This window comes from Pseudomonas sp. Ors-4-3C, assembly GCF_055755035.1.
In genome coordinates this window covers 6,299,381-6,326,135 of sequence record NZ_CM146900.1, presented here as the reverse complement: position 1 = coordinate 6,326,135, position 26,755 = coordinate 6,299,381, and the positions used below count along the sequence as shown (strand labels likewise).

At 61.0% G+C, this 26,755-nt stretch carries 26 protein-coding genes; 17 read left to right on the top strand and 9 right to left on the bottom strand.

Translation table 11 applies throughout. The annotated features are described in order from the left end of the window. Nucleotides 1-91: 91 nt before the first annotated feature. Together ACVHNU_RS28565 and aptA are read right to left on the bottom strand one after the other, a co-directional pair. Nucleotides 92-1,585: a CoA-acylating methylmalonate-semialdehyde dehydrogenase gene (locus tag ACVHNU_RS28565; protein ID WP_003221397.1), complete on the bottom strand. Its 1,494-nt coding sequence runs from the start codon at nucleotides 1,583-1,585 to the stop codon at nucleotides 92-94. A gap of 76 nt (nucleotides 1,586-1,661) precedes the next feature. After that, entirely contained in the window at nucleotides 1,662-3,011 is a 1,350-nt protein-coding gene (gene aptA / locus ACVHNU_RS28560; RefSeq protein ID WP_003221395.1) for an omega-aminotransferase AptA, read from the bottom strand. A gap of 138 nt (nucleotides 3,012-3,149) precedes the next feature. Between aptA and ACVHNU_RS28555 the strand changes: the two genes are divergently transcribed. The 7 genes from ACVHNU_RS28555 (at nucleotide 3,150) to ACVHNU_RS28525 (ending at nucleotide 11,116) form a co-directional block, all read left to right on the top strand. Further along, a complete protein-coding gene (locus ACVHNU_RS28555) occupies nucleotides 3,150-4,070 on the top strand; it encodes a LysR family transcriptional regulator (RefSeq protein WP_007968115.1) in 921 nt (306 codons plus the stop codon). Between the two features lie 130 nt (nucleotides 4,071-4,200). Next, complete coding sequence (locus ACVHNU_RS28550; RefSeq protein ID WP_473018743.1) at nucleotides 4,201-5,589, top strand: uracil-xanthine permease family protein; 1,389 nt, start codon at nucleotides 4,201-4,203, stop codon at nucleotides 5,587-5,589. Between the two features lie 87 nt (nucleotides 5,590-5,676). Continuing rightward, nucleotides 5,677-6,327: a TetR/AcrR family transcriptional regulator gene (locus tag ACVHNU_RS28545; protein WP_201135868.1), complete on the top strand. Its 651-nt coding sequence runs from the start codon at nucleotides 5,677-5,679 to the stop codon at nucleotides 6,325-6,327. A gap of 7 nt (nucleotides 6,328-6,334) precedes the next feature. Continuing rightward, complete coding sequence (locus tag ACVHNU_RS28540; protein ID WP_473018742.1) at nucleotides 6,335-6,916, top strand: IMPACT family protein; 582 nt, start codon at nucleotides 6,335-6,337, stop codon at nucleotides 6,914-6,916. 604 nt (nucleotides 6,917-7,520) lie between these two features. Beyond that, complete coding sequence (locus tag ACVHNU_RS28535; RefSeq protein WP_473018741.1) at nucleotides 7,521-9,068, top strand: ABC transporter ATP-binding protein; 1,548 nt, start codon at nucleotides 7,521-7,523, stop codon at nucleotides 9,066-9,068. A 15-nt stretch (nucleotides 9,069-9,083) separates the two neighbouring features. Continuing rightward, on the top strand, nucleotides 9,084-10,190 hold the full coding sequence (locus tag ACVHNU_RS28530; RefSeq protein ID WP_103521878.1) for an ABC transporter permease: 1,107 nt from the start codon (nucleotides 9,084-9,086) through the stop codon (nucleotides 10,188-10,190). After that, a complete protein-coding gene (locus ACVHNU_RS28525; RefSeq protein ID WP_473018740.1) occupies nucleotides 10,190-11,116 on the top strand; it encodes an ABC transporter permease in 927 nt (308 codons plus the stop codon). The genes ACVHNU_RS28530 and ACVHNU_RS28525 overlap by 1 nt, the downstream gene beginning before the upstream one ends. Nucleotides 11,117-11,194: 78 nt before the next feature. On the opposite strand, the gene ACVHNU_RS28520 is transcribed toward ACVHNU_RS28525, so the two are convergent. Next, nucleotides 11,195-11,620 carry a hypothetical protein gene (locus ACVHNU_RS28520; RefSeq protein WP_201135872.1) on the bottom strand — a complete coding sequence of 142 codons (426 nt, stop codon included), beginning with the start codon at nucleotides 11,618-11,620 and terminating at the stop codon, nucleotides 11,195-11,197. A gap of 83 nt (nucleotides 11,621-11,703) precedes the next feature. On the opposite strand from ACVHNU_RS28520, the gene ACVHNU_RS28515 reads away from it, so the two are divergent. From ACVHNU_RS28515 to ACVHNU_RS28505, 3 genes are all read left to right on the top strand, one after another. Continuing rightward, a complete protein-coding gene (locus ACVHNU_RS28515) occupies nucleotides 11,704-12,054 on the top strand; it encodes a MerR family transcriptional regulator (protein WP_103484559.1) in 351 nt (116 codons plus the stop codon). Nucleotides 12,055-12,079: 25 nt separating this feature from the next. Further along, a complete protein-coding gene (locus ACVHNU_RS28510) occupies nucleotides 12,080-12,766 on the top strand; it encodes an SDR family oxidoreductase (protein ID WP_003221379.1) in 687 nt (228 codons plus the stop codon). Nucleotides 12,767-13,012: 246 nt separating this feature from the next. Next, nucleotides 13,013-14,371, top strand: a complete 1,359-nt coding sequence (locus ACVHNU_RS28505; protein ID WP_226499969.1) for an 8-oxoguanine deaminase — start codon at nucleotides 13,013-13,015, stop codon at nucleotides 14,369-14,371. Nucleotides 14,372-14,495: 124 nt separating this feature from the next. Here ACVHNU_RS28505 and ACVHNU_RS28500 read toward each other — a convergent pair whose 3' ends face one another. Continuing rightward, nucleotides 14,496-15,587 carry a calcium:cation antiporter gene (locus tag ACVHNU_RS28500; protein WP_473018739.1) on the bottom strand — a complete coding sequence of 364 codons (1,092 nt, stop codon included), beginning with the start codon at nucleotides 15,585-15,587 and terminating at the stop codon, nucleotides 14,496-14,498. 288 nt (nucleotides 15,588-15,875) lie between these two features. Between ACVHNU_RS28500 and ACVHNU_RS28495 the strand changes: the two genes are divergently transcribed. From ACVHNU_RS28495 to ACVHNU_RS28485, 3 genes are all read left to right on the top strand, one after another. Then, entirely contained in the window at nucleotides 15,876-16,949 is a 1,074-nt protein-coding gene (locus tag ACVHNU_RS28495) for a BMP family ABC transporter substrate-binding protein (RefSeq protein ID WP_003221374.1), read from the top strand. A 143-nt stretch (nucleotides 16,950-17,092) separates the two neighbouring features. After that, nucleotides 17,093-18,058, top strand: a complete 966-nt coding sequence (locus ACVHNU_RS28490) for a 2-oxoglutarate and iron-dependent oxygenase domain-containing protein (RefSeq protein ID WP_473018738.1) — start codon at nucleotides 17,093-17,095, stop codon at nucleotides 18,056-18,058. A gap of 82 nt (nucleotides 18,059-18,140) precedes the next feature. After that, nucleotides 18,141-19,094 (top strand): adenosine deaminase, encoded by a 954-nt coding sequence (locus ACVHNU_RS28485; RefSeq protein WP_103484564.1) that lies wholly within the window; start codon nucleotides 18,141-18,143, stop codon nucleotides 19,092-19,094. Nucleotides 19,095-19,212: 118 nt separating this feature from the next. Here ACVHNU_RS28485 and ACVHNU_RS28480 read toward each other — a convergent pair whose 3' ends face one another. The 3 genes from ACVHNU_RS28480 to ACVHNU_RS28470 form a co-directional block, all read right to left on the bottom strand. Beyond that, nucleotides 19,213-20,595, bottom strand: coding sequence for an MFS transporter (locus tag ACVHNU_RS28480; protein WP_473018737.1), 1,383 nt, complete (start codon nucleotides 20,593-20,595; stop codon nucleotides 19,213-19,215). Between the two features lie 129 nt (nucleotides 20,596-20,724). Beyond that, nucleotides 20,725-21,456 (bottom strand): ArsR/SmtB family transcription factor, encoded by a 732-nt coding sequence (locus tag ACVHNU_RS28475; RefSeq protein WP_003221367.1) that lies wholly within the window; start codon nucleotides 21,454-21,456, stop codon nucleotides 20,725-20,727. Nucleotides 21,457-21,772: 316 nt separating this feature from the next. Next, entirely contained in the window at nucleotides 21,773-22,702 is a 930-nt protein-coding gene (locus ACVHNU_RS28470; RefSeq protein ID WP_007962958.1) for a LysR family transcriptional regulator, read from the bottom strand. Between the two features lie 118 nt (nucleotides 22,703-22,820). Here ACVHNU_RS28470 and ACVHNU_RS28465 point away from each other — a divergent pair, with 118 nt between their 5' ends. From ACVHNU_RS28465 to ACVHNU_RS28455, 3 genes are all read left to right on the top strand, one after another. Then, nucleotides 22,821-23,114 (top strand): putative quinol monooxygenase, encoded by a 294-nt coding sequence (locus ACVHNU_RS28465; RefSeq protein ID WP_473018736.1) that lies wholly within the window; start codon nucleotides 22,821-22,823, stop codon nucleotides 23,112-23,114. A gap of 32 nt (nucleotides 23,115-23,146) precedes the next feature. Next, nucleotides 23,147-24,160: a zinc-binding alcohol dehydrogenase family protein gene (locus ACVHNU_RS28460; RefSeq protein WP_473018735.1), complete on the top strand. Its 1,014-nt coding sequence runs from the start codon at nucleotides 23,147-23,149 to the stop codon at nucleotides 24,158-24,160. Between the two features lie 153 nt (nucleotides 24,161-24,313). Then, entirely contained in the window at nucleotides 24,314-24,487 is a 174-nt protein-coding gene (locus tag ACVHNU_RS28455) for a hypothetical protein (protein WP_003221361.1), read from the top strand. A gap of 4 nt (nucleotides 24,488-24,491) precedes the next feature. Here the strand turns inward: ACVHNU_RS28455 and ACVHNU_RS28450 are convergent, their stop codons facing one another. Next, nucleotides 24,492-25,694 carry a multidrug effflux MFS transporter gene (locus tag ACVHNU_RS28450; protein WP_003221359.1) on the bottom strand — a complete coding sequence of 401 codons (1,203 nt, stop codon included), beginning with the start codon at nucleotides 25,692-25,694 and terminating at the stop codon, nucleotides 24,492-24,494. Between the two features lie 234 nt (nucleotides 25,695-25,928). Then, the gene (locus ACVHNU_RS28445; RefSeq protein ID WP_103484570.1) at nucleotides 25,929-26,129 is read right to left on the bottom strand and encodes a heavy-metal-associated domain-containing protein; all 201 of its coding nucleotides are present in this window, start codon (nucleotides 26,127-26,129) and stop codon (nucleotides 25,929-25,931) included. Nucleotides 26,130-26,277: 148 nt separating this feature from the next. On the opposite strand from ACVHNU_RS28445, the gene ACVHNU_RS28440 reads away from it, so the two are divergent. After that, nucleotides 26,278-26,661 (top strand): hypothetical protein, encoded by a 384-nt coding sequence (locus ACVHNU_RS28440; protein WP_103484571.1) that lies wholly within the window; start codon nucleotides 26,278-26,280, stop codon nucleotides 26,659-26,661. The last annotated feature ends 94 nt before the right edge of the window (nucleotides 26,662-26,755 follow it).

The window sequence follows — 26,755 nt, the reverse complement described above, 5'->3', positions numbered from 1 at the left end:
AGCTTTTTTCACATTTCTGTCATATCGGTCAAAAAGCCCCGAAAACACGAAGGCCGACCTCTAGAGGTCGGCCTTCGTCATGCCCTGCTACTTACAAGCTAGGGAACGCGAATTGCGAAGCTTCATGGCTCGCACGTTGCGGCCAGCGCTGAGTGATGGCCTTGCGACGCGTGTAAAAGCGCACACCATCCGGGCCATAGGCATGCAAGTCGCCGAACAGCGAACGCTTCCAGCCGCCGAAGCTGTGGTAGGCAACCGGTACCGGCAGCGGTACGTTAACGCCGACCATGCCGACTTCGATCTCGTCGCAGAACAGACGCGCTGCTTCACCGTCACGGGTAAAGATGCAGGTGCCGTTGCCGTATTCGTGATCGTTGATCAGCTTCATCGCTTCTTCCAGGCTGTTGACCCGGACCACGCACAACACCGGCCCGAAGATCTCTTCCTTATAGATGCGCATTTCAGGGGTGACGTTGTCGAACAGGCAGCCGCCGAGGAAGAAGCCCTCTTCATGACCCGGAATGCTCAAGCCACGACCATCGACCACCAGGGTTGCGCCCGCTGCCACGCCGTCATCGACATAACCGCTGACCTTGTCCCGCGCTTGACCGGTTACCAGTGGGCCCATGTCCAGACCGCACGAAGTGCCGGCACCGATTTTCAGCGCCTTGATCTGAGGGACCAGTTTCGCCACCAGCGCATCCGCCACCTGATCACCGACACACACCGCGACCGAAATCGCCATGCAGCGCTCACCGCAAGAACCATACGCTGCGCCCATCAGCGCGCTGACCGCGTTGTCCAGATCCGCATCCGGCATCAGTACCGCATGGTTCTTCGCCCCGCCCAGTGCCTGAACGCGTTTGCCGCGCTTGGTGCCTTCGGCGTAGATGTACTCGGCAATCGGCGTCGAGCCGACGAAGCTCAATGCTTTGACTTCCGGCGCTTCGATCAGCGCGTCCACTGCAGTCTTGTCGCCATGCACCACGCTCAGCACGCCTTTCGGCAGACCGGCTTCGATCAGCAATTGAGCGATCAACAGCGTCGAGCTTGGGTCACGCTCGGACGGTTTCAGAATGAAACAGTTACCGCAGACGATCGCCAGCGGGTACATCCACAGTGGCACCATCGCCGGGAAGTTGAACGGCGTGATACCGGCAACCACGCCCAGTGGCTGGAAGTCCGACCAGGCATCGATGTTCGGGCCGACGTTGCGGCTGTACTCGCCCTTGAGAATTTCCGGGGCAGCGCAGGCGAACTCGACGTTCTCGATACCGCGCTTCAGTTCACCGGCAGCGTCTTCGAGGGTCTTGCCGTGTTCTTCGCTGATCAATTGCGAGATGCGTGCTTCGTTCTGCTCCAGCAGTTGCTTGAAACGGAACATCACTTGAGCACGTTTGGCCGGAGGGGTGTTGCGCCATGCCGGGAACGCAGCCTTGGCAGCGTCGATCGCGTGTTGAATGGTTTCGCGGGTGGCCAGCGGGAGCTTGTGGATCGCCTGACCGGTGGACGGGTTGAACACATCAACCGCGCGACCGTTCTCGGTCACCAGTTCGCCATTGATCAAATGCGGGATAACGCTCATCGAAAACTCCTGAATTCTTGTGTACAGACGCCCGCATGGGGCGCCTGTTATTCGCAGGTATATATAGAGGGAAAAATCAGTCGAGCTTGTTCAGCACTTCGCCAACCGCGTCGAACAGACGATCGAGGTCTTGCGGCTTGCTGTTGAAGGTTGGGCCGAACTGCAGGGTGTCGCCGCCGAAGCGCACATAGAACCCGGCTTTCCACAGGGCCATGCCGGCTTCGAATGGACGCACGATGGCGTCGCCGTCACGGGCCGCGATCTGGATGGCACCGGCCAGGCCGTAGTTACGGATGTCGATGACGTTTTTCGAACCTTTCAGGCCGTGCAGCGCGTTTTCGAAATGCGGGGCAACCTCGGCCACGCTCTGCACCAGGTTTTCCTTTTGCAGCAGGTCGAGTGCCGCCAGGCCAGCGGCGCACGCCACCGGGTGGGCCGAGTAGGTGTAGCCGTGGGGGAATTCCACCGCGTATTCCGGAGTCGGCTGATTCATGAAGGTCTGGTAGATCTCGGAGCTGGCAATCACCGCGCCCATCGGAATCGCACCGTTGGTGACTTGCTTGGCGATGCACATCAGATCCGGGGTCACGCCAAAGCTCTCGGCGCCGAACATCGAACCGGTGCGGCCGAAGCCGGTAATCACTTCGTCGAATACCAGCAGGATGTTGTGCTGATCACAGATCTCACGCAGACGCTTCAGGTAACCCTGAGGCGGGACCAGCACACCAGCGGAACCGGCCATCGGCTCAACGAAAACCGCCGCGATGTTCGACGCGTCGTGCAGTTCGATCAACTTCAGCAGTTCATCGGCGAGGGCGATACCGCCCTGCTCCGGCATGCCACGGGAGAACGCGTTGCTGGCCAGCAGCGTGTGCGGCAGGTGATCGACGTCCATCATCGCCTGACCGAACAGCTTGCGGTTGCCGTTGACGCCGCCAAGGCTGGTGCCGGCGATGTTCACGCCGTGATAGCCACGGGCACGGCCGATCATTTTGGTCTTGGTCGACTGACCTTTCAGGCGCCAGTAGGCACGGACCATTTTCACCGCAGTGTCGGCACACTCGGAGCCGGAGTCGGTGAAGAACACATGGTTCAGGTTGCCCGGAGTCAGGTCAGTGATTTTCTCGGCCAACTGGAACGACAACGGATGGCCGTACTGGAAGCCTGGCGAGTAATCGAGGGTGCCCAGTTGCTTGGAAACCGCTTCCTGGATTTCCTTGCGGGTGTGCCCGGCGCCGCAGGTCCACAGACCGGACAGCGAATCGTAGATCTTGCGGCCCTTGTCATCGAACAGCCAACTGCCCTCGGCACCGACGATCAGACGCGGATCGCGCTGGAAGTTGCGGTTGGCGGTGTACGGCATCCAGTGCGCGTCCAGCTTCAGTTGGCTGGCCAGTGGCGACGGCGCGTTTTCAGGCATGTTCATCGGGCAAAACCTCGCAGGGCATAAGCATCAGGGAGATAAAAAGCGTTGTTGCAGCTAAATTGCCACGCGGATAAAGTCGGTGAAATCCAACTTTTCTAACCTTCAGTTAGAAGCCTGCTAAACAATGAGAACAACAGCATGAGCAGTCGCCGCCCCGATCCGCTGGCCCAGGTCAGTGACTTTGATATACGTCTGCTGCGAATTTTTCGTAGCGTGGTGGAATGCGGCGGCTTCTCGGCGGCGGAAACCGTGCTCGGCATCGGTCGCTCGGCAATCAGCCAGCAAATGAGCGATCTCGAACAGCGCCTTGGCCTGCGCTTGTGCCAGCGTGGCCGCGCCGGGTTTTCGCTGACCGAAGAGGGCCGCGAGGTTTACCAATCGGCGCTGCAACTATTAAGTGCGCTGGAAAGTTTCCGCACCGAGGTCAACGGCCTGCACCAGCACCTGCGCGGCGAACTGATCATCGGCCTGACCGACAACCTCGTCACCCTGCCCCACATGCGCATCACCCATGCCCTCGCCCAATTGAAGGAGCGCGGGCCGGACGTGCAGATCCAGATCCGCATGATCGCGCCCAATGAAGTCGAACAAGGCGTACTCGACGGTCGCCTGCATGTCGGCGTGGTGCCGCAGGCCAGCGCACTGTCGGGGCTGGAATATCAGCCGTTGTACAGCGAGCGCTCGCTGCTTTATTGCGCGGTCGGCCACCCGCTGTTCTATGTCGATGACAAGCAACTGGATGACGAACGTCTTAATAGTCAAGACGCAATTGCGCCGACGTTTCGTTTGCCGGCGGAGATTCAGGCGCATTACCAGGCGCTTAATTGCACCGCCAGTGCGTCTGACCGTGAAGGCATGGCGTTTTTGATTTTGACCGGGCGTTATATCGGTTATCTGCCGGATCACTACGCCAGTCTGTGGGTGCAGCAGGGGCGCTTGCGTGCGCTGAAATCGACGACGCGGTTCTACGACCTGAGTCTGGCATCGGTCACGCGCAAGGGGCGGCGCCCTCATTTGGTGCTGGAGAGCTTTCTCGAAAGCCTCGCTGCGACGCGTTGAAAGCAAGATCAAAAGATCGCAGCCTTCGGCAGCTCCTACATTTGGCGATCGCAACCCCTGAAAGCTGAGCAATTGGACAGGTTTTTGCAGTGAAGGCTGAACTCGATCCCTGAACAAGAAGCCCTCACCCATGCAGCCAGATTCTGAAACGTCCAGCGACCTGATCTACGGCCTCGACGATCGTCCCAAACCACCTGCCGCGATCCTCGCCGCCCTACAACACGTGCTCGCCAGTTTCGTCGGCATCATCACCCCGCCGTTGGTGATCGGCTCGGCCCTCGGCCTGACCGCGCATCTGCCGTACCTGATCAGCATGGCGCTGATGGTGTCCGGGGTCGGCACCTTTATTCAGGCGCGGCGGCCGTTCGGCATCGGCGCCGGGATGATCTGCTTGCAGGGCACCAGTTTTGCCTTTCTCGGCGCGGTGCTGTCGGCCGGGTTTCTGGTCAAGCAGCGTGGCGGCAGCCCGGAAGACATTCTGGCGATGATCTTCGGCGTGTGTTTTTTCGGTGCCGTGGTGCAGATCGTCCTCAGCCGTTTCATCGGTCAGTTGCGCCGGGTCGTCACGCCACTGGTGACCGGGATTGTCATCACCCTGATCGGCATCAGTCTGATCAAAGTCGGCATCACCGATATGGGCGGTGGTTTCAATGCGCCGGACTTCGGCGCGCCGGGCAATCTGGCGCTGGGTGTGTTCGTGTTGCTGACGATCATCCTGCTCAATCGCTCGAACACGCCGTGGGTGCGGCTGTCGGCAATCATCATCGGATTGCTGCTCGGCAGTCTGGCCGCGTGGTTCAGTGGCAAACTGGTTCCGCAGGCGTTGCCTGACTTGCCCTTGGTCAGTCTTCCCACACCGTTCAAGTTCGGTTTCAGCTTCGACTGGACGGCTTTCCTGCCGGTCGCGCTGATTTATCTGATCAGCACCATCGAAACCGTCGGCGACCTCACGGCCAACTGCATGCTCGCCCGCCAGCCGATCAGCGGCCCCTCTTATATAAGCCGACTGCGCGGCGGCGTGCTCGGTGACGGCGTGAGCTGCATGATCGCCGCCACTTTCAGCGCCTTCCCCAACACCACGTTTGCGCAGAACAACGGCGTGATCCAGTTGACCGGCGTCGTCAGCCGCTATGTCGGGCTGTACATCGGCGCGATTCTGTTTTGTCTTGGCCTGTTCCCCATGATCGGCGCGGTGCTGCAGCAGATCCCGAAACCGGTGCTCGGCGGCGCCACCCTGGTGATGTTCGGCAGCGTGGCGGCGGCCGGGGTGCGGATTCTCGCGCAGTCGCCGCTGGACCGACGCAGCATGCTGATCATTGCCACCTCACTCGGCGTCGGCCTGGGCATTGCCGCGCAACCGAACCTGCTGCACCTGTTGCCGAAACTGGTGCAAAACCTGTTCGATTCGGCGATCACCAGCGGTGGCCTGACCGCGATCCTACTGTGTCTGTTGCTGCCGGAGGCGAAAACCACCAGCGTCGAATCCGCCGCGCCGCTGAACAAGATCGAACAGGCGTAACGGTTTTATCGCATCAGGACTTGTCGGATGCCTGTGGGTGCGTTATCAACGCAACTGGTTGCACCCACAGACAAACCGGAAGTGCCTATGACCTTTGAAGTCCCCGCTCATGGCGGCAAACCCGCCAGCCGCATTCGTCAGAAGAACGAAGAGACCATCCTCAAAGCCGCCGAAGACGAGTTCGCCCGTCACGGTTTCAAAGGCACCAGCATGAACACCATTGCGCAGAATGCCGGGTTGCCCAAGGCGAACCTGCATTACTACTTCACCAACAAGTTGGGGTTGTACGTGGCGGTGCTGAGCAACATCATCGAACTGTGGGACAGCACCTTCAACACCCTGACGGCCGAGGACGATCCGGCCGAAGCGCTGACCCGCTACATTCGCGCCAAGATGGAATTCTCCCGCCGCCAACCGCAAGCCTCGCGGATCTTCGCGATGGAAGTGATCAGTGGCGGCGAATGCCTGACCGAGTATTTCAACCAGGATTACCGCGCCTGGTTCCAGGGCCGCGCGGCCGTGTTCCAGGCGTGGATCGATGCGGGCAAGATGGACCCGGTGGATCCGGTGCACCTGATTTTCCTGCTGTGGGGCAGCACCCAGCATTACGCCGACTTCGCCACGCAGATCTGTCGCGTCAGCGGTCGCAGCAAGCTGACCAGGCAGGACATGGAAGACGCCGGCAACAACCTGATCCGCATCATTCTCAAAGGCTGCGGCCTCACCCCGACTATTTAAGACGTTTATGCCTTTCACCCTCAGCGGTTTTTGCGAGTACCGCGAAGAGATTCGCAAGAGCCGCTTCATCACCTTCGCGGCGCCGATCGGCAGCCCCGCCGACGCGCAGGCGTTCTTCGAACAACACAGCGACTTGAACGCCTCGCATAACTGCTGGGCGTGGAAGCTCGGTGCGCAATACCGCAGCAACGACGATGGCGAACCCGGCGGTACCGCCGGACGACCGATTCTGGCGGCCATCGAAGCGCAGGATTGCGATCAGGTCGCAGTGCTGGTGATCCGCTGGTATGGCGGCATCCAACTGGGCACTGGCGGGTTGGCCCGGGCCTATGGCGGCGGCGCGAACAAGTGCCTGCAAGCGGCGGCGAAAGTCGAGTTGATCAGCCGTGTGCCGCTCAGTTGCGCCTGCGGCTTTGCCGAATTGACATTGGTGAAGCTGCGGGTGGCGGATCTGGGTGGGTTAATCGTCGAAGAAAACTTCACCGCCAATGGCGTGGAGTTGCAGTTGGCGCTGGGCGAGGCGCAGATCGGGTTGCTGCAAACGCAGTTGGCGGATTTGAGCCGTGGGCGGATTGTGCTGCAGCGTTAGAAGGGCAAAAGATCGCAGCGTGCCGCAGCTCCTACATTGGGAATGTGTTCTCCCTGTAGGAGCTGCCGAAGGCTGCGATCTTTTAGGGCATCGACGGATTCCTTTATTCCAATAACTTGCCCACATCTGCTGTGCACCCGACTGTGGATAACCTGAGTACATTCCGCTGTAACCCTTCTGTCACGTGGCTTTGCGGGATTTGTTCACTTTTCGCGCAATTCACATGAAGAAAGTTTAATTACGCGTAAAAACAATCAGTTAGAGCTGTTTATCGCCATTGGGAGATAGCACTCCCGCGCTTATGCCAAGGTTTTCTGATTGCGCACAAATACTGTGGAGCAACCTGTGGATAACCCGTTCATGACTCGCGCAGTCGCAGGTTCTGCATAGCTCCCGACAGTTTGCTCGTTTTTTAACCAAATATCCGCGAGCAAAACTGGAGCCTGATCAACACCTTTGCTCCCAATTGGTGCCGAAGAATTCACCGACTTTCCGCCGAGGCCCTAATCCAGCCGTTCGCACTCAAGGGATGCGAAGGTTCCTGACTCAATGGCCAGGAAATTGCTTTATCCACAGGCACAACTCCAAGCCAGTCGAGCCTGTCATGCCAAGCCCAGATTCAACGCCGCGCCTGCAACTGCGCCAGATCAGCAAACGCTACCCCGGTTGCCTGGCCAATGACGCCATCGACCTGTGCATCGCGCCCGGGGAAATCCACGCGCTGCTCGGTGAGAACGGCGCGGGCAAAAGTACCTTGATGAAGATCATTTACGGCGTCACCCAGGCCGATGCGGGAGAGATGCTCTGGCAGGGGCAGCGCGTAAATATCCGCAACCCGGCGCAGGCCCGACAGTTGGGGATCGGCATGGTGTTCCAGCATTTCTCGCTGTTCGAAACCCTCAGCGTCGCGCAGAACATCGCTCTGGCCATGGGCGCCAAGGCCGGCACGCCGAAACAGCTTGAGCCGAAGATTCGCCAAGTGTCGCGCCGCTACGGCATGGCGCTGGAGCCGGAGCGACTTGTCCACAGCCTGTCGATTGGCGAGCGGCAACGGGTGGAGATCATTCGTTGCCTGATGCAGGACATTCGCCTGCTGATCCTCGACGAGCCGACGTCGGTGCTGACGCCGCAAGAGGCCGACGAACTGTTCATCACCCTGCGCCGCCTCGCCGCCGAGGGCTGCAGCATTCTATTCATCAGCCACAAGCTCGCTGAAGTGCGCGCCCTGTGCCATAGCGCCACGGTTCTACGCGGCGGGCGGGTCGCCGGGCATTGTGTGCCGGCCGAATGCTCGGATCAGCAGTTGGCGCAGATGATGGTCGGCGCAGCGGCGGCGTTGATCGGCGAATACCCGAAGGTCAGCGGCGGCGCGGACTTTCTACAGGTCAACGGTTTGCGCTGGCACAACCCCGATCCCTTCGGCTGCTCGTTGAGCGACATCAACCTGCAAGTGCGCAGCGGCGAAATCGTCGGTATCGCCGGGGTCGCGGGCAATGGCCAGGATGAGTTGCTGGCACTGCTCAGCGGTGAACAAACCCTGCCCCGCGACAGCGCGACAACCATTTGTTTCGCCGGGCAAGCGGTCGCCGATTTGCGCCCGGATGCGCGGCGCCAACTCGGTCTGGCATTTGTTCCGGCAGAACGCCTGGGCCACGGCGCGGTGCCGGAACTGAGCCTTGCCGACAACGCCTTGCTCACGGCCTTTCAACAGGGACTGGTGCGCAACGGTTTGATCGAGCGCGGCAAAGTCGAAGCCCTTGCCCAGCAGATCATTCAGCGTTTCGGGGTGAAAACCGCGGGCACGCACGCAGCCGCACGCAGCCTGTCCGGCGGCAATCTGCAGAAATTCATTCTTGGCCGGGAAATCCTTCAGCAACCGAAACTGCTGATCGCCGCGCACCCGACCTGGGGCGTGGACGTCGGCGCAGCGGCGACCATTCACCGCGCACTGATTGCCCTGCGCGATGCCGGCGCGGCGATCCTGGTGATTTCCGAAGACCTCGACGAACTGTTCCAGATCAGCGACCGCCTCGGCGCCCTGTGCGCGGGGCGTCTGTCGCCGCTGCAGAACACCACCGACACCCTGCTGAGCGATGTCGGCGGCTGGATGGCCGGGCACATCAACCACGCGCATTCATCGGCCACGGCCTGACGGAGTTTTCCCAACATGCTGCTTTCCCTCGAACCCCGTGGCCAACAATCGCGCCTGATGCTGTGGTGCTCGCCGTTGCTGGCGGCACTGCTGACCCTCGGCTGCGGCTCGCTGCTGTTCATCGCCCTGGGGCATGACCCGCTGCAAACTTTGCACACGCTGTTGATCGCACCGGTCAGCGATCTGTATGGCGTCTCCGAACTGCTGGTCAAGGCGCTGCCGATTCTGCTCTGCGCACTCGGTCTGGCGGTGGCTTATCAAGCGCGGATCTGGAACATCGGCGCCGAAGGTCAGTTGCTCCTCGGCGCACTCGCCGGCAGCGCCTTGGCGGTGAACATCATCGACCTGCAAAGCCGCTGGGCACTGGTGCTGATCCTGCTCACCGGCACTGTCGCCGGCGCCGCTTGGGCCGGGCTGACGGCATGGCTGCGCACGCGCTTCAACGCCAACGAAATACTCACCAGCATCATGCTCAATTACATTGCGCTGAACCTGTTGCTGTTCTGCGTGCACGGGCCGCTGAAGGATCCGGCCGGCTACAACTTTCCCGAGTCGGCGATGTTCGGCGACGCCAGTCGCCTGCCGCTGCTGATGGAGGATGGCCGGGTGCATGCCGGGGTGTATTTCGCCCTGCTCGCGCTGGTTGCGGTGTGGGTGTTGTTGCAGAAAAGCTTTGTCGGTTTCCAGATCAAGGTGCTCGGTCTGGACAAGCGTGCGGCGGGGTTTGTCGGTTTTCGCGAGAAACGTCTGATCTGGCTCGCGCTGTTGATCAGCGGTGGTTTGGCCGGGCTGGCCGGGGTCTGCGAAGTCACCGGGCCGATCGGGCAATTGGTGCCGCAAGTCTCGCCGGGGTACGGCTATGCGGCGATCACCGTAGCGTTTCTCGGCCGGCTGAATCCGATTGGCATTCTGTTCTCGAGCCTGCTGATGGCGCTGCTGTACATCGGCGGCGAGAGCGCGCAGATGACACTGAATCTGCCGCAAGCGATCACCCAACTATTCCAGGGAATGATGCTGTTTTTCCTGCTGGCCTGCGACGTGCTGATTCTCTATCGGCCACGCCTGAAACTGCGCTGGGCACGGCGCGCGTCGACCACCGCCGTAACCGCCGGAGCGCTGTGATGGATATCGATCTGCTGAGCAATATTTTCTACGCCATGGTGCGCTGCGGCACGCCGCTGTTGTTGGTGGCGCTGGGTGAGTTGATCTGCGAGAAGAGCGGCGTGCTCAACCTCGGGCAGGAAGGAATGATGCTGTTTGGCGCGGTGATCGGTTTTATCGTCGCCCTCAACAGCGGCAACCTGTGGCTCGGCGTGTTGCTGGCGATGCTCGCGGGGATGCTCTTGTCTTCGCTGTTTGCCCTGGTGGCGCTGGTGTTCAACGCCAATCAGGTGGCGACCGGTCTGGCGCTGACAATCTTCGGTGTGGGCCTGTCGACCTTTGTCGGCGCGGCGTGGGTCGGCAAGCCGCTGGCCGGATTCGAGCCGTTGGCGATTCCGTACTTGAGCGAAATTCCGCTGATCGGCCGGATGCTGTTTGCCCAGGATTTGCTGGTGTATCTGTCGTTCGCGCTGTTTGCGCTGGTGGCGTGGGTGATCATCAAGAGTCGTGTCGGCTTGATCATTCAGGCCGTTGGCGAGAACCCGGATGCGGCCAGTGCCATGGGCTTGCCGGTGCTGACCGTACGCACACTGGCGGTACTGTTTGGCGGAGCGATGGCCGGGTTGGCGGGGGCGTATCTGTCGCTGGCGTACACGCCGATGTGGGCGGAAAACATGACCGCCGGGCGCGGCTGGATTGCGCTGGCGCTGGTGGTGTTTGCCAGTTGGCGGGTGTGGCGCTTGTTGCTCGGGGCGTACCTGTTCGGCCTCGCCAGCATCCTGCACCTGGTGGCGCAGGGGTTGGGCCTGGCGATTCCGTCGAGTCTGCTGGCGATGCTGCCGTATGTGGCGACGATTGTGGTGTTGGTGCTGTTGTCGCGGGATGCGGTGCGGACTCGGTTGTATGCGCCGGTTTCGCTAGGGCAGCCTTGGCAGACTGGGCATTAATGGTTGTTTGCAAGGGCCTCTTCGCGAGCAAGCCCGCTCCCACAGGTTCTGCGGCGATCACACATTTCGCGAACGACACTAACCCTGTGGGAGCGGGCTTGCCCGCGAAGGCGTCCGAACGGGCAACACCTGAGCCACGCCCCACGCCAGTTCAAAAGCCAAAAAAACCACCAGCAACGAACTCGCGCCATGGGCCAGGGCATACCCCTGCCAAGCCGCAAACAGCAACCGCGCCACCGCGTCATAGCGCCCATAAAGCGCCTGCGGATCACGAATCCGCAGCACCGCCCACACGCACACCACCGAACCCAACAGATTCGCCATCAACATATGCGCCGGTGCGAACGCCGGCAGTTCACCGGGCAAATCCAGCGCCTGGCTCAACGCCGTCAACGCCCCATGCAACGCAGCAAAACTCCACGGCGTGGCAAACGCGGCCGTGACGATCAGGTCATACCAGGCGCTGCCGCGCACCACATTCCGGTACTGGGTCGAAGTCCACATCGTCCTTGCTCCAAAATTTGAGGAGCAACCACGGTAAAGCCTGGAGTATGCTCCAGGGTCAAGACCTCTTTTTGAGAGCCCGAATGCGCATCGGTGAATTAGCCCAGGCCAGTGCCGTCAGCCGCGATACCTTGCGCTTCTACGAGCAGCGCGGGCTGATCGCGGCGCAACGCAGTGCCAACGGTTACCGCGACTACCCGCCGGAAATGCTGCAACTGGTGCTCTACATCAAAACCGCGCAGCGCCTGGGTTTTACCCTCGGCGAAATCGGCAACAGCGTCGCCGCGTTGTGGAACGCGCCCGACCCGGAAAACGCCGTGGCGCAACTGCTACGCGACAAACTGCAATTGATCGAAACCCGCATGAGCGAACTCGATGTGTTGCGACGAGAGTTGCAACAACGGCTCGGTCAGGCGTGTCCATTGAATCCATGAACCGTAACTTTCAAGGAATCCCGTCATGTCCCAGGCAAAAAACGCACTGATCATCGGCGCCTCCCGTGGCTTGGGCCTCGGGCTGGTGAAAACCCTGCTGGCTGACGGCTGGCAAGTGACCGCCACCGTGCGCAATCCGCAAAAGGCAGAGGCGCTGCAAGCGCTGGGTAACGTGCGGATCGAGAAACTCGACATGGACGACCAGCAAGCAGTGATCGCCCTGAGCCAACAGCTCAAGGGCGAGACCTTCGACCTGCTGTTCGTCAACGCCGGGGTCAAAGGTCCGGAGGTGCAAACCCCGGGCGGCGCGACACTGGCCGAAGTTGGCCAGCTGTTTTTCACCAACGCCGTGGCGCCGATCAACCTCGCGCAGCGCTTCGTCGGACAGATCCGCGACGGCAGCGGCGTGCTGGCGTTCATGAGTTCCGGCCTGGGCAGCGTCACCGTACCGGACGCGCCGGAGCTGGCGCTGTACAAGGCGAGCAAGGCAGCGCTGAATTCGATGACCAACAGTTTCGTCACCCAGTTGGGCGAACAGAAGCTCACCGTGCTGTCGCTGCATCCGGGCTGGGTGAAGACGGACATGGGCGGCGAAGGGGCTGACCTGGATGTGGAGACCAGCACTCGCGGGCTGATTGATCAGGTGAATGCGTATACCGGCAAGGGCGGCCATCACTTCATCAACTACAAGGGTGAAACCATTCCCTGGTAAGTACTGAAAACCACCTGTAGGAGCTGCCGCAGGCTGCGATCTTTTGATTGTAAAAAACAAGATCAAAAGATCGCAGCCTGCGGCAGCTCCTACAGGGGTGATGTGTTGGCTTGTCGGGTTGGGCTTGCCCGATCCGGCGATTTGTTTGAAACTCCGCACCTCGTCCTTCGCGGCGACCCTGGATCAGCAGACAGGGCAACACTGAGCTGGCAACCCTGAACCCAACTTTCAGAGGAGCCGGCCACAATGCCTGCGACCCGTACCTGGTTAAAAAATCCCCTTGCCATTTTCACGGCCAACGCGCTCGATGCCCGTGGAGGTCTGGTGCTGCAAGACGGCGTGATCGTCGAAGTGCTCGCTGCCGGTCAGCAACCGTCAGCGCCGTGCAATGAAGTGTTCGATGCCCGCGAGCATGTGATCCTGCCGGGCCTGATCAACACCCATCACCATTTCTATCAAACCCTGACTCGCGCCTGGGCGCCGGTGGTCAATCAGCCGTTGTTCCCGTGGCTGAAAACCCTGTACCCGGTGTGGGCGCGGCTGACCCCGGAAAAACTCGCCCTCGCGACGAAAGTGGCTTTGGCTGAATTGCTGCTGTCGGGTTGCACCACCGCCGCCGACCACCATTACCTGTTCCCGGACGGTCTGGAAAACGCCATCGACGTGCAAGTCGACACCGTGCGGGAACTGGGCATGCGCGCCATGCTCACTCGCGGTTCGATGAGCCTCGGCGAGAAGGACGGCGGTCTGCCGCCGCAACAGACGGTGCAGGAAGGCCAGGTGATTCTCGACGACAGTCAGCGCCTGATTCACGAGTACCACGAACGCGGCGACGGCGCGCAAATCCAGATCGCCCTGGCACCGTGCTCGCCGTTTTCGGTGACCCCGGAAATCATGTCGGCCAGCGCCGAACTGGCGAACAGACTCGACGTGCGCCTGCACACCCATCTGGCCGAAACCCTCGACGAAGAGGATTTCTGCCTGCAGCGCTTCGGTCTGCGCACCGTCGATTACCTCGACAGCGTCGGCTGGCTCGGCCCGCGCACCTGGCTGGCCCACGGCATCCACTTCAACCCGGACGAAATCGCTCGCCTCGGTCAGGCCGGCACCGGTATCTGCCATTGCCCGAGTTCGAACATGCGTCTGGCCTCCGGCATCTGCCCGAGCATCGATCTGACCGATGCCGGTGCGCTGTTCGGTCTGGGCGTGGACGGCTCGGCCTCAAACGACGCGTCGAACATGATCCTCGAAGCGCGGCAGGCGCTGTACATCCAGCGTCTGCGTTACGGCGCCGAGAAGATCACCCCGGAGCGCGTGCTCGGCTGGGCGACCAAGGGCTCGGCGAGCCTGTTGGGCCGTACCGACATTGGTGAGCTGGCGGTGGGCAAGCAGGCGGATCTGGCGTTGTTCAAGCTGGATGAGCTGCGCTTCTCCGGTAGCCATGATCCGATTTCGGCGCTGCTGTTGTGCGGTGCCGATCGTGCGGATCGAGTGATGATTGGCGGCAAGTGGCGCGTCGTTGATGGCCAGGTTGAAGGGCTGGATCTGAAGGGCCTGATCGCTGATCACAGCCAGGCGGCTCGCCAGTTGATCGCCGGGACCTGATCCCAACACTAAACCCTGTGGGAGCGGGCTTGCTCGCGAAGGCGGTGTGTCATTCAGATTTAGCCTGCCTAACACACCGCCTTCTCGAGCAAGCCCGCTCCCACATTTGGATTTGTGTATGTCCTTAAAGGCCCAGCAGGGAGAGCATGATGAACGTCGCAAACAGCACAAAGTGCGTCATGCCCTCGATCGCATTGGTCTCGCCGTCATTCAGGTTGATCGCACTGACGATCAGCGTGATGAAGATCATCACCGTCTGCACCGGGGTCATCGCCATCTGAAACGGCTGGCCGGTGTAGAGCGCCATCGCTTCCATCACCGGCACGGTGAGGATCACCGTCGACAGTGACGCGCCCATCGCAATGTTCACCACCGATTGCATGCGGTTGGCCAACGCGGCACGCAACGCCGTCAGAATCTCCGGCGCCGCGGAAATCGCCGCCACCAGAATCGCCGTGATCACTGGCGGTGCGCCCGTGCCTTCCAGGCCCAGATCGAGGGTCTTGGACATCACTTCGGCCAGTGCGCCGATCACCACCACCCCGAACACCAGAATGCCGATCGACCACGCCAGGCTCAGCGGTTTCGGCTCATCCTCCACCGGTGCTTTCTTGCGGCGCTTGTCCGGGTAGCTGTAGCTGAAAAAGTAGCTGTGCGGGCCGACCTGCATGCGCAGGAACAACGCATAAAGCACCACCATCGCACCGATGGTGAACGCTGAATAAATCTTCCAGTTGGCCGCCGGAATAAACTCCGGCACCACCATCGACACGCCCATCGCGGTGAGGATCATCACGCTGTAGCTGCGGGCCGAATCATCGTTGTACGACTGCTCGCCGTGCTTGAGCCCGCCCATCAACGCGGCGAGGCCGAGGATGCCGTTGATGTCGAGCATCACCGCCGAATAAATCGTGTCACGCACCAGTGTGGCGGACGCCTCGTTGCTCATCATGATCGCCAGGATCACTACTTCCACCAGCACCGCCGCGAGGGTCAGGATCATCGTGCCGTAGGGGTCGCCGACTTTTTCCGCGAGCAGTTCGGCATGATGGGCGACGCGCATCGACGCGGCGACGATGAAGGCGATCAGCACCAGGCCAGAAATCAGCGCGACGATCTGCCCGCTGTGCAGCATCCAGTGTTCCAGCGGATAGGCGATGCACGCGGCAATCACTGCCAGCAATAGAAAGCTTTCTTGCTTGAAGATCGTGAGCATGGCGGGCCTTTTTGCCGAGAGGTTCGAATGAGCTACTGACTGCGGCGTGGCGCTAACGTTTCGTTACACCTTAGCGCACCAGCCGATGGCAGCTGGTTTCAGCCATGCACTTTTATCGTTCCTGCCGGCCTCTTCGCGGGCAAGCCCGCTCCCACATTTGGAATGCATTCCCCTGTGGGAGCGGGCTTGCTCGCGAAGGCCGCGCCTCGGTTTCGGATTGTTTGTTGTCCTGTTGGTCAGCAATTTGCATTGCCCCTGTCCACACACAACAAAATGGAGCTCCAATTCATGCAAATACGTCCGCTGCACAAACTGCTGTGCGCCGCCATCGGCCTGGGGATCAGCCTGAGCGCCAGCGCTGCCGATCCGCTGAAGGTCGGTTTCGTCTACATCGGCCCGATCGGCGACCACGGCTGGACGTATCAGCATGAGCAGGGGCGCAAGGCGCTGGCGGAGAAATTCGGTGCGCAGATCACCACCAATTATGTCGAGAACGTGGCCGAGGGCGCCGACGCCGAGCGGGTGATCCGCAACATGGCCAAGGACAACTACGACCTGATCTTCACCACCTCCTTCGGCTACATGAACCCGACGCTGAAAGTCGCCAAACAGTTTCCCAAGGTGACCTTCGAACACGCCACCGGCTACAAGCAGGACAAGAACCTCGGCACCTATCTGGCGCGCACCTACGAGGGTCGTTATGTCGGCGGCTTCCTCGCGGCGAAGATGACCAAGAGCAAGAAGATCGGCTACGTCGCTTCGTTCCCGATTCCGGAAGTGATCCGCGACATCAATGCCATCCAGCTGGCGCTGAACAAGTACAACCCTGGCACCGAGATCAAGGTGGTGTGGGTCAACTCGTGGTTCGACCCGGGCAAGGAAGCCGATGCCGCCAACGCGCTGATCGATCAGGGTGTGGACGTGGTGTTCCAGCACACCGACAGCCCGGCGCCGATCCAGGCCGCCGAACGGCGTGGCGTGTACGCCGTGGGTTACGCCTCGGACATGGCGCACTTCGGCCCGAAAGCGGTGCTGACCTCGATCGTCAACGACTGGGCGCCGCACTACATTCAAGCCACGCAAAGCGTGATCGACCACAGCTGGAAATCCCAGGATTACTGGGGCGGGTTGAAGGAAGGCACGGTTGAACTGCCGATCAGCGACCTGGTACCGGCGCCGGTGAAAGCCGAGGCCGAACAGATCATCGCCGACATCAAGAGCGGTACGCTGCAACCGTTCACCGGGCCGATCAAGGATCAGGCCGGGGTCGAGAAAATCCCGGCCGGAGTGAGCGCGAGCAATGCGGAGCTGGCGTCGATGAACTATTACGTGGAAGGGATGAAGGCCGAGATGCCGAAGTAATCCCGGCCCCACCACCCTTCCCCTGTGGGAGCGGGCTTGCTCGCGAAAGCGGTGTGTCAGGCACCGATGATGTTGAATGACACACCGCTATCGCGAGCAGGCTCACTCCTACAATGATTCTTCAGTGTTCTCAAGGATTGTGTATGAACAGTCTTCCGATCATCGACATCTCACCGCTTTACACCAACGACCAAAACGCCTGGCCCGCCGTCGCCGCGAAGATCGACCAAGCCTGCCGCGAATGGGGCTTTTTCTACATCAAGGGCCACCCGATTTCCGCACAGCGCATCGACTCGCTGCTCGACCACGCCCAGCGCTTTTTTGCGCTACCGGCAGAAGAAAAACTTCGGATCGATATCACCCAGACCCGCCACCATCGCGGCTACGGTGCGATCGCCACCGAACAGCTCGACCCGGACAAACCCAGCGACCTCAAAGAAACCTTCGACATGGGCTTGCACTTGCCGGCGAATCATCCCGACGTGCTCGCGGAAAAACCCTTGCGCGGGCCCAACCGACATCCGCCAATCGCCGGTTGGAAAGCGCTGATGGAGCAGCACTACCTCGACATGCAGGCGCTCGCGCAAACTCTACTGCGGGCAATGACCATCGCGCTGGGAATCGAGCGCGACTTCTTCGATATACGCTTCAACGAACCAGTCAGCGTATTGCGGATGATCCATTACCCGCCGCGTCACACGGCCAGTTCCGCCGAGCAACAAGGCGCCGGCGCGCACACCGATTACGGCTGCATCACGCTGTTGTATCAGGATGCCGCCGGTGGCTTGCAGGTGAAAAACGTAAACGGTCAGTGGATCGACGCACCGCCCATAGACGGCACCTTCGTGGTCAACCTCGGCGACATGATGGCGCGCTGGAGCAATGACCGTTATCGCTCGACGCCGCACCGGGTGATCAGTCCGCTGGGGGTGGATCGCTATTCGATGCCGTTCTTCGCCGAGCCGCACCCGGACACCCGTATCGAATGCCTGCCCGGTTGCCAGGACGCACAGCATCCGGCGAAATATCCGACCACCACCTGCGCCGAATTCCTGCTGTCGCGCTTCGCCGATACCTACGCCTATCGTCGCGAGCCGCAAGCAGTGTGATGGATCGCTTGGTCAGGTTTTGCCAATTGTTTCGGCGCGCATCTGTAGAATGGCCGCCATCTGCACCTGATGAGAAAAGAATATGTACGATTGGCTCAATGCCCTGCCCAAGGCCGAACTGCACCTGCATCTGGAAGGCTCGCTGGAGCCTGAGTTGCTGTTCGCCCTGGCCGAACGCAACAAGATCGCCCTGCCGTGGAGCGATGTCGAAACCCTGCGCAAGGCCTACGCCTTCAACAACCTGCAGGAATTCCTCGACCTGTATTACCAGGGCGCCGATGTGCTGCGCACCTCGCAGGACTTCTACGACCTGACCTGGGCCTACCTGCTGCGCTGCAAAGCGCAGAACGTGATTCACACCGAACCGTTCTTCGACCCGCAGACCCACACCGACCGTGGCATCCCGTTCGAAGTGGTGCTCAACGGCATCGCCGCGGCACTCAAGGATGGCGAGCAGCAACTGGGCATCACCAGCGGTTTGATCCTGAGCTTCCTGCGCCACCTGAGCGAAGACGAAGCACAGAAAACCCTCGATCAGGCGCTGCCGTTCCGTGATGCGTTTGTCGCCGTCGGCCTCGACAGTTCCGAGATGGGTCACCCGCCAAGCAAGTTCCAGCGTGTGTTCGACCGCGCCCGTGACGAAGGCTTCCTGACCGTCGCCCATGCCGGTGAAGAAGGTCCGCCGGAGTACATCTGGGAGGCTATCGACCTGCTGAAAATCCAGCGCATCGACCATGGCGTACGCGCCATCGAAGACGAGCGCCTGATGCAGCGGATCATCGACGAGCAGATCCCGCTGACCGTGTGCCCACTGTCGAACACCAAGCTCTGCGTGTTCGATCACATGTCGCAGCACAACATCCTCGACATGCTCGAGCGTGGGGTGAAGGTCACCGTCAACTCGGATGACCCGGCGTACTTCGGCGGCTACGTCACCGAGAACTTCCATGCGCTGCATGAGCACTTGGGCATGACCCAGGATCAGGCCAAGCGCCTGGCGCAGAACAGCCTGGATGCGCGCCTGGTAAAACCGTAAGCAACACCGCAAAACCTCTGTAGGAGTGAGCCTGCTCGCGATAGCTGGGTGTCAGACACCGATGTGTTACCTGACAGACCGCTATCGCGAGCAGGCTCACTCCTACATTGGATCGGTGTTAGCCGATGGATTGGGTTCCAGTCAGCTCCTCCAGCGTCCTGCCCCGCGTCTCCATCCCGAACAGCCACACCACCCCCGCCGCAATCGCAAAGCACAGCGCCCCCAGCGCAAACACCCCACCCTGCCCGGTAATCGGGAACACCAACCCGGTCACAAACGGCCCGAGCAACGAACCAACGCGGCCAATCGCTGAGGCAAAGCCCGAGCCTGTGGCGCGCGCCGAGGTCGGGTACAACTCCGGGGTATAGGTGTAGAGCACCGCCCACATGCCGAACAGGAAAAACTGCATCAGTAGCCCGGAGCTGATCAGCAACGCGACGTTGCCACCGAACACCGCGCTCTGCCCGTAGAGAAACGCCATCACCCCGCCGCCGAGCAAGGTCACGATGCACACCGGTTTGCGCCCCCAGCGTTCCACCAGCCACGCCGCCATCAGAAACCCGGGAATCCCGCCCAGCGATATCAGCACGGTGTAATACACCGACTGGGTCACGGCGAAACCCGACTGTTGCAACAACGCACTGAGCCACGACGTCAGCCCGTAAAACCCGAGCAAGGCGAAAAACCACAGGCTCCAGATCATCGTCGTGCGCTGGCGGTATTGTGGCGACCAGATCTGCTTGAGCGCCGAGAAGAAGTTGCCCGGCGGCGTCACTGTCCTTGGCAGGCGCACCGGCTCCGGCAGCGTCGCGACACCGAGCGATGTGCGCACGCGCGCCTCGATGGCGCCGAGGACCTTATCCGAGGCTTCGTGGCGTCCGGCCTGTTCCAGCCAGCGCGGTGATTCGGGAATGAAGAAACGGATCGCCAGCACGAATACCGCCGGCACCGCCAACACCAGAAAGATGTCGCGCCAGCCAATCAACGGCAGCAGGAAGTACGACAGCACCCCGGCTGCGACAAAACCCAACGGCCAGAAACCGTCCATCAACGCAATGTAACGCCCGCGTCGTTGCGCCGGGATCAGCTCCGAAAGCATCGACTGCGCAATCGGAAACTCCATGCCCATGCCGATTCCGAGCAGGATGCGGAACAACGTCAGGCTCTCGACCGTTTGCGCGGTCGAACACAGGTAACTGGCCACGCCCCACAGCACGATGCTCCACTGAAACACCGGTTTGCGCCCGAAGCGGTCGGCGAGCATGCCCGACAGCGACGCCCCCAGCACCATGCCGAAAAAACTCGAACTGGCGAGCAGGCCCGCTTGCGCACTGCTCAAGCCAAACTCGGTTTTGATCGAGCCGAGCAGGAACGTCATCATGGCCAGGTCCATGGAATCGAAAAAGAACGCCAGGGCGATGATGATGAAAATGACCCGGTGATAACCGCTGAGCGGTAGCCGTTCCAGGCGTTCTGCCGCGCTGAAGTTTCGCGTATCCATGTCCCATCCCCCCTCCACAATGTGTGCGGATCGAGTGTGCGGGATTACGTCTCAGCGCTTTTTCTGGATACGACCTGTTCGCAGTCACAGGCGACGCCAGCGTCGAAGTGTCGGCCGGCGAACGCTCTACTACGCCAATTCCAGCTCGGTTTCCTTGGCGAAACGGTGGATTTCACGCTGCCCGGCCGGGGTCACCTGCAAGGCGCGGGAATCCTTGGGCAGCGCCAGCCAGCCGGACTGCATGAACAGTTGCAGCACTGCCGCGCCGAGTGAGCCGCCCAGGTGCGGGCGACGTTCGCTCCAGTCCGGACAGGCGCACGCCACCTGAGCCTTGCGATGAGCGAGGGCCTGAATGAACACCCCGCGGTTGGCCAGTTGTGTCGAGCCTTTGAGCGTCACCACGACCCGCTGCTCGATCTGTTCGAGCCAGCCGGCATCGAGCAGACGCTGATACAGATCGGCGGCCAGCGTGCCCCCCAAATGGTCATCGCAAAAGCGCGCACGTAGCAGCGAAGACGGCGCGGTCTGGGGATTGGCGCTCGGCGTCGAGCGTTTGAATACGTGAGGAATGTCCCGCGGTGCGCTGGCGATCGTGGCGCTGGCCAGAGCTTCGATGGCCGCTGCGATTTCCGGGGCAGCCAGGCGGAAAAAGCGCTTGCGTCCACGGACCTCGACCTTCAACAGGCCCCCGCCGGACAAACGCCCCAGATGCGCACTGGCCGAGGATGGCGACAACCCTGCCAGCAGCGCCAGCTCTTCGGTCTGGCGGGCCGAGCCATCCATCAACGCCCACATCATCGCACTGCGCTTGGGGTCGGCCAGCAGCGTGGCGATCTGGCTGATGCAAGGTGCATGTTCCATGTATTCACTCCCTGTTGAATCGTATCGTCTACTGCTCGAAGACATCTTGACCACTAATGTGTCGTCGGCCAAGACGGGTAAAACGCCATGAACCGGAGCACGCCAGGCCAGTGCTGCTGCCCCCGTCAATGGCGTGTCCGCAGCGTTTGTGCAGCGCTCGCCCGGCCCTGCAAAAACCGGCCGGATTCTGTCCTGGCCGGTTATCGGTGCAGGTTTGAGGCGGTGGCTAGTATAAGCGGGATGCACGCCGCTTCCTGCGCCGTGGCTGACACGAATGGTGATAGTTCCTGAGAGAAATTTCGCTAATTGCCTGCGACTAATGATCAACTTTCGGGAAATGGGGAAATTGACTACTCAATTCGGCGCATCGGCTGGCGAGCATTTCCCTCAAAAGGTTCACCGGCTTACTCAATTGTGCGCGATGGGCGCACAACAGATTCAGCGGAGCACGCTCGCAGAGCAATTCCGGCAGCAACACTTTGAGGCGTCCGGCGAGGACATCCGCGCCGACATCGAGCCACGACTTGTAGGCGATTCCTGCCCCCGCCACCGCCCACAACCGCACGACGTCGGCGTCATCGCTGAAGCGATCGCCACTGACCGTCAGCCCGACTTCACGTTTGCCGTCATGAAAACTCCAATGGTCGTGCACGCGACTGCCGAGCATGTACAGCAGGCAATTGTGCTGCGCCAGTTGTTCGAGCTGACGCGGCTCACCGTGGCGCGCCAGGTACGCTGGAGATGCGCAAAGCACGCGGCGATTGTCCGGGGCGATGGGCAGCGCCACCAGACTCGAGTCCTCCGGTTCGCCATAACGCAAGGCGATGTCCACCGGCTGGCGGAACAGGTCGGCGATGCGATCACCGAGCAACAGGCGCACGGTCAGTTTCGGATGCTCGCGCTGAAACTCGTCGAGCCATGGCAACAACAGGTTGCGGCCGAAATCCGAAGGCGCCGACAACTGCAGGATGCCGCTGACCTGATCCTGCGCACTGGAGAGAAATCGCCGGCCTTCGTCCAGCGAACTCAACGCGGCCCGGGCATATTCGAGAAAGCCTTCGCCCTCGGCAGTCAGGCGCAGGCTGCGGGTCGAACGCGCCAGCAGACGCACACCCAGTTGCTGTTCGATACGTTTGAGCGCGGCGCTGGCCACCGCGGCAGACATGTCCATCACCCGCGCCGCCGCCGACAGGCTGCCCAGATCCGCGGCGCGAACGAACAACTGCAAATCGTCGAAACGCAGCATTCTCAGCCTCGATTATCAAAAAAATATTGAAAGAGACTGCTCTTTTAGCCGGTTTTATCGTGCCGAGAAATAGCCAATGATCTGCTCAAGCGAATTTATCCCGCGACTGGAGCCAAACATGTCCCAAGCATTCACCGCCATCGCTACCCTGATCGCCAAACCCGGCCAGCAGGACACCCTCGAAAACGCCCTGCGCGCACTGGTTGAACCGAGCCGCGCCGAGGAGGGTTGCAGCCAGTACGACCTGCACCGCGACCTGGCCGATCCGCTGACTTTTTATGTGATCGAACATTGGGCCAGCGAGGAAATCCTCCAGGCGCACAACGCCAGCGCGCATTTTCAGAACTTCCAGGCCGCCGCCGGCCAGTGCATCGAACACTTCCAATTGAAACGTCTGGGCGCCATCGCCTGAGCCCTTCTTCTATTACCGTTACGGAGCAAGTCATGAAAGCCATCGCCTATTACGCCTCCCTGCCGATCAGCGACGAAAAATCCCTGCAAGACATCGAACTGCCGGACCCGGTCGCCGGGCCGCGCGACCTGCTGGTGGAAGTCAAAGCCATCTCGGTCAACCCGGTCGACACCAAGGTGCGGCAGAACGTGGCGCCGGAAAACGGCGCAGCAAAAGTGCTGGGCTGGGACGTCGCCGGTGTGGTCAAAGCCGTCGGCAGTGAAGTGACGCTGTTCAAGGCCGGCGACAAAGTGTTTTACGCCGGCTCCATCGCCCGTGCCGGTGGCAACAGCGAGTTGCACGTGGTCGATGAGCGCATTGTTGGCCACATGCCGAAATCCCTCGGCTTCGCCGAAGCTGCTGCGCTGCCGCTGACCGCGATCACCGCGTGGGAGCTGCTGTTCGAACGCCTGCAGATCCGTGAGGGCAAGACCGATGAAGGTCAAAGCCTGCTGATCGTCGGCGCCGCTGGCGGCGTCGGTTCGATCCTCACCCAACTGGCCCGCCAGTTGACCGGGCTCAAGGTCATCGGCACCGCATCCCGTGCACAGACTCGCGACTGGGTGACGGAGCTGGGCGCCGACCTGGTGATCGACCACAGCCAGCCGCTGAGCGAAGAACTGAAACGCGCCGGCATCGATCACGTGACCCACGTCGCCAGCCTGACCCAGACTGATCTGCACCTGGATCAACTGGTCGAGGCGCTGGCACCGCAAGGCAAACTGGCGCTGATCGACGATCCGAAGTCGCTGGACGTGACCAAGCTCAAGCGCAAGAGCCTGTCGCTGCACTGGGAGTTCATGTACACCCGCTCGCTGTTCGAAACCCCGGACATGATCGAACAACACAAACTGCTCAACCGCGTGGCCGATCTGATTGATGCGGGGACGTTGAAGACTACGGTGGGCGAGCATTTCGGCACGATCAACGCGGCGAACCTGCGCCGCGCGCACGAGTTGCTGGAAAGTGGCAAAGCCAAGGGGAAAATTGTTTTAGAAAGTTTCTAAGAATCCGAAGACCGCAATCAGCGCCAGACCATTCAAGGGCTGGCGCTGATTTTTGCCGTCAGTCAGATGCTTCTCCGTTGTCACAAATGCGATCGTATTCAGGTCTACACTCGAAGCCTCTGCGATACATCTTTTACGCAAGGGAGGTCAGCAATGAAGATCCTGATAAAAGAAGTGGCAAAGTCCCAATGGCAGGTTCGTCTGGACCAGCACGCCGTGACATTTCGCAGTGAAGCCGAGGCCCTCGCCTTCACCCGCACCCTTGAAGCGCGCCTGCACGCGCCCCATCAGATTCCCGACTCCGGACAGCAACGCGCCGCCGGCTGACGTATCAGGCTTCGGCCTGTGCTTGCGCCAACGCCCGGGCATTCTGCAAATGCCGGGTGTACATCGCGACACTCACCACCAGTAATCCACACAGGCTGATGACCATGGCCATCGGTATGGCACTGCCGTCGTGCAGAACGCCCACCAGCGAAGCCGCGCCGGAAGCCACGCTGAACTGCAGGCAACCCATCAGTGCCGAGGCACTGCCGGCGCGCGCGCCCTGACCGTTCATCGCACACGCCGCTGCGTTTGGCAGGATGCAGCCGAGGCTGGCAATACACACGAACAACGGAATCAACAGCGGCCACAAGGCTTCGGTGTGCATCGAGCTGACTGCGAGCAAAGAGACACCGGCCAACAGATACACCCACACCGCCCGCGACAGCAGGAAGGCCGGACCACGCTTGGCCAATAGCCGCGCGTTAACCTGGGCCACCAGAATGAACCCCGCTGCGTTGGTGCCGAACAGCCAGCCGAAATGCTCGGCCGGTACGCCATAGAGTTTGATGAAGACGAACGGCGAACCGGCGATGTAGGAAAACATCCCGGCAACTGCGATGCCGCCGGTCAGCGCGTGGCCGAGAAACACCCGGTCGCCGAACAACCGGCCGTATTGGCGCAACGCACCGGACAACGGCTGGCGCGGCACGTAGTCCGGCAGACTTTCCGGCAGACCCAGTGCCACAGCGAGGCCGGCCAGTGCGCTGAAGCCGGTCAGCACGAGGAAGATCGACTGCCAACCCGTGGTGTTGACCAGCAGACCGCCGAGCAGCGGCGCGAGGATCGGCGCCAGGCCCATCACCAGCATCAACTGCGAAAAGACTTTGGCCGAACCGACCGCATCGCACTTGTCGCTGACCACCGCCCGGGAAATCACCATTCCCGCGCAGCCGCCCAGCGCCTGAACGAAACGCGCGCCGATCAGCCACTCCAGATTCGGTGCATAGGCACAGGCCAGCGAGGCCAGGGTGAACAGGCCAACGCCGACGAGCAGTGGCAGGCGCCGCCCAAAACGGTCGGCCACCGGGCCGTATAGCAATTGACCGATCGACAGGCCGGCGAAATAGGCCGCCAAGGTCAGTTGCACATGCTTTTCATCAGTGCCAAAGGCCAGCGCCATCGACGGAAACGCCGGCAAATAGAAGTCGATCGCCAGCGGACCGAAGGCGCTCAAGGCACCGAGAATCAGAATGGTACGGAAGTTCATCAGGCATCCAGGTTGGATAGAAGTCGGCAGCCCGACAGTCTAGCCGCGCTGAGACACCTTGAACATTCCGATAGCTCGCTAACTATTAGAAATCAGATGACCTACACCTGAAACCTGTGGCGAGGGAGCTTGCTCCCGCTGGACTGCGCAGCAGGCCCAGTGTTTTTCAATTGGAAAAAAGGGCCGCTTCGCGACCCGGCGGGAGCAAGCTCCCTCGCCACAGGGGATTTATCGTTAACCGGCGAGTTTTACCGGGTAACCCTCTTCGCTGATAACCTCGATCACCTGCTCCGCGCTGAGCGAACTCTCGACGCCGACTTCTTTGGCCGCCAGATCGACCCGCACGCTGGCCGCCGGATCTTTCGCCTGCACGGCGTGGGTGATGGCTTTGACGCAGTGACCGCAGGACATGCCTTGAACATTGAACACTTGCATGGATTGACTCCCTTGAGTGAGGTTGCCGGCAGTGTCGAGCTTGCCACCATGGCAAGGTCAAGTTCTGGAAAAAAATGCCGGGCTGGCAATCGGCGCTGCGCTCAGCCAAGCTGCGCACACCAATGACTCAAACTCAGGAGATTCAGCCATGCGCTGGTCAGCTTTCAGCCTGTTTGGCTTGCTCAGCCTCTTTGCCGCCCTGCCCCAGGCCAACGCGACCGGTGAGGACTACGCCGTTCTGATCATCTCGCGCGAGCGTCTGGAAGTGCCGACTCCCTGCGAGATTGGCGTGTACGTTAATGATCAACTCGCTGGGCGCCTGCTGCAGGAACAGACCACTTCGTTCAACCTGCCCCACGGCACGATTTCCATTCGTCTGAAACAGTTGCCTGGCCAGGTGCCGGGTTGTCAGGCAGGCATGCTGGCACCGCCGGCGCAGGAGATCTCGCTCAAGGCCGGCGATGTGGTGAAGTACCGGATCGCGGCAAATGCCAAAGGCTTGTACCTGCGACCTGCCGCCCTCGAATACTAAGCGAAACGCCAAATTTGGGAGCGGGCTTGCTCGCGAATGCGCTGTGCCATTCAGCGATGATGTTGACTGACACAGCGCTTTCGCGAGCAAGCCC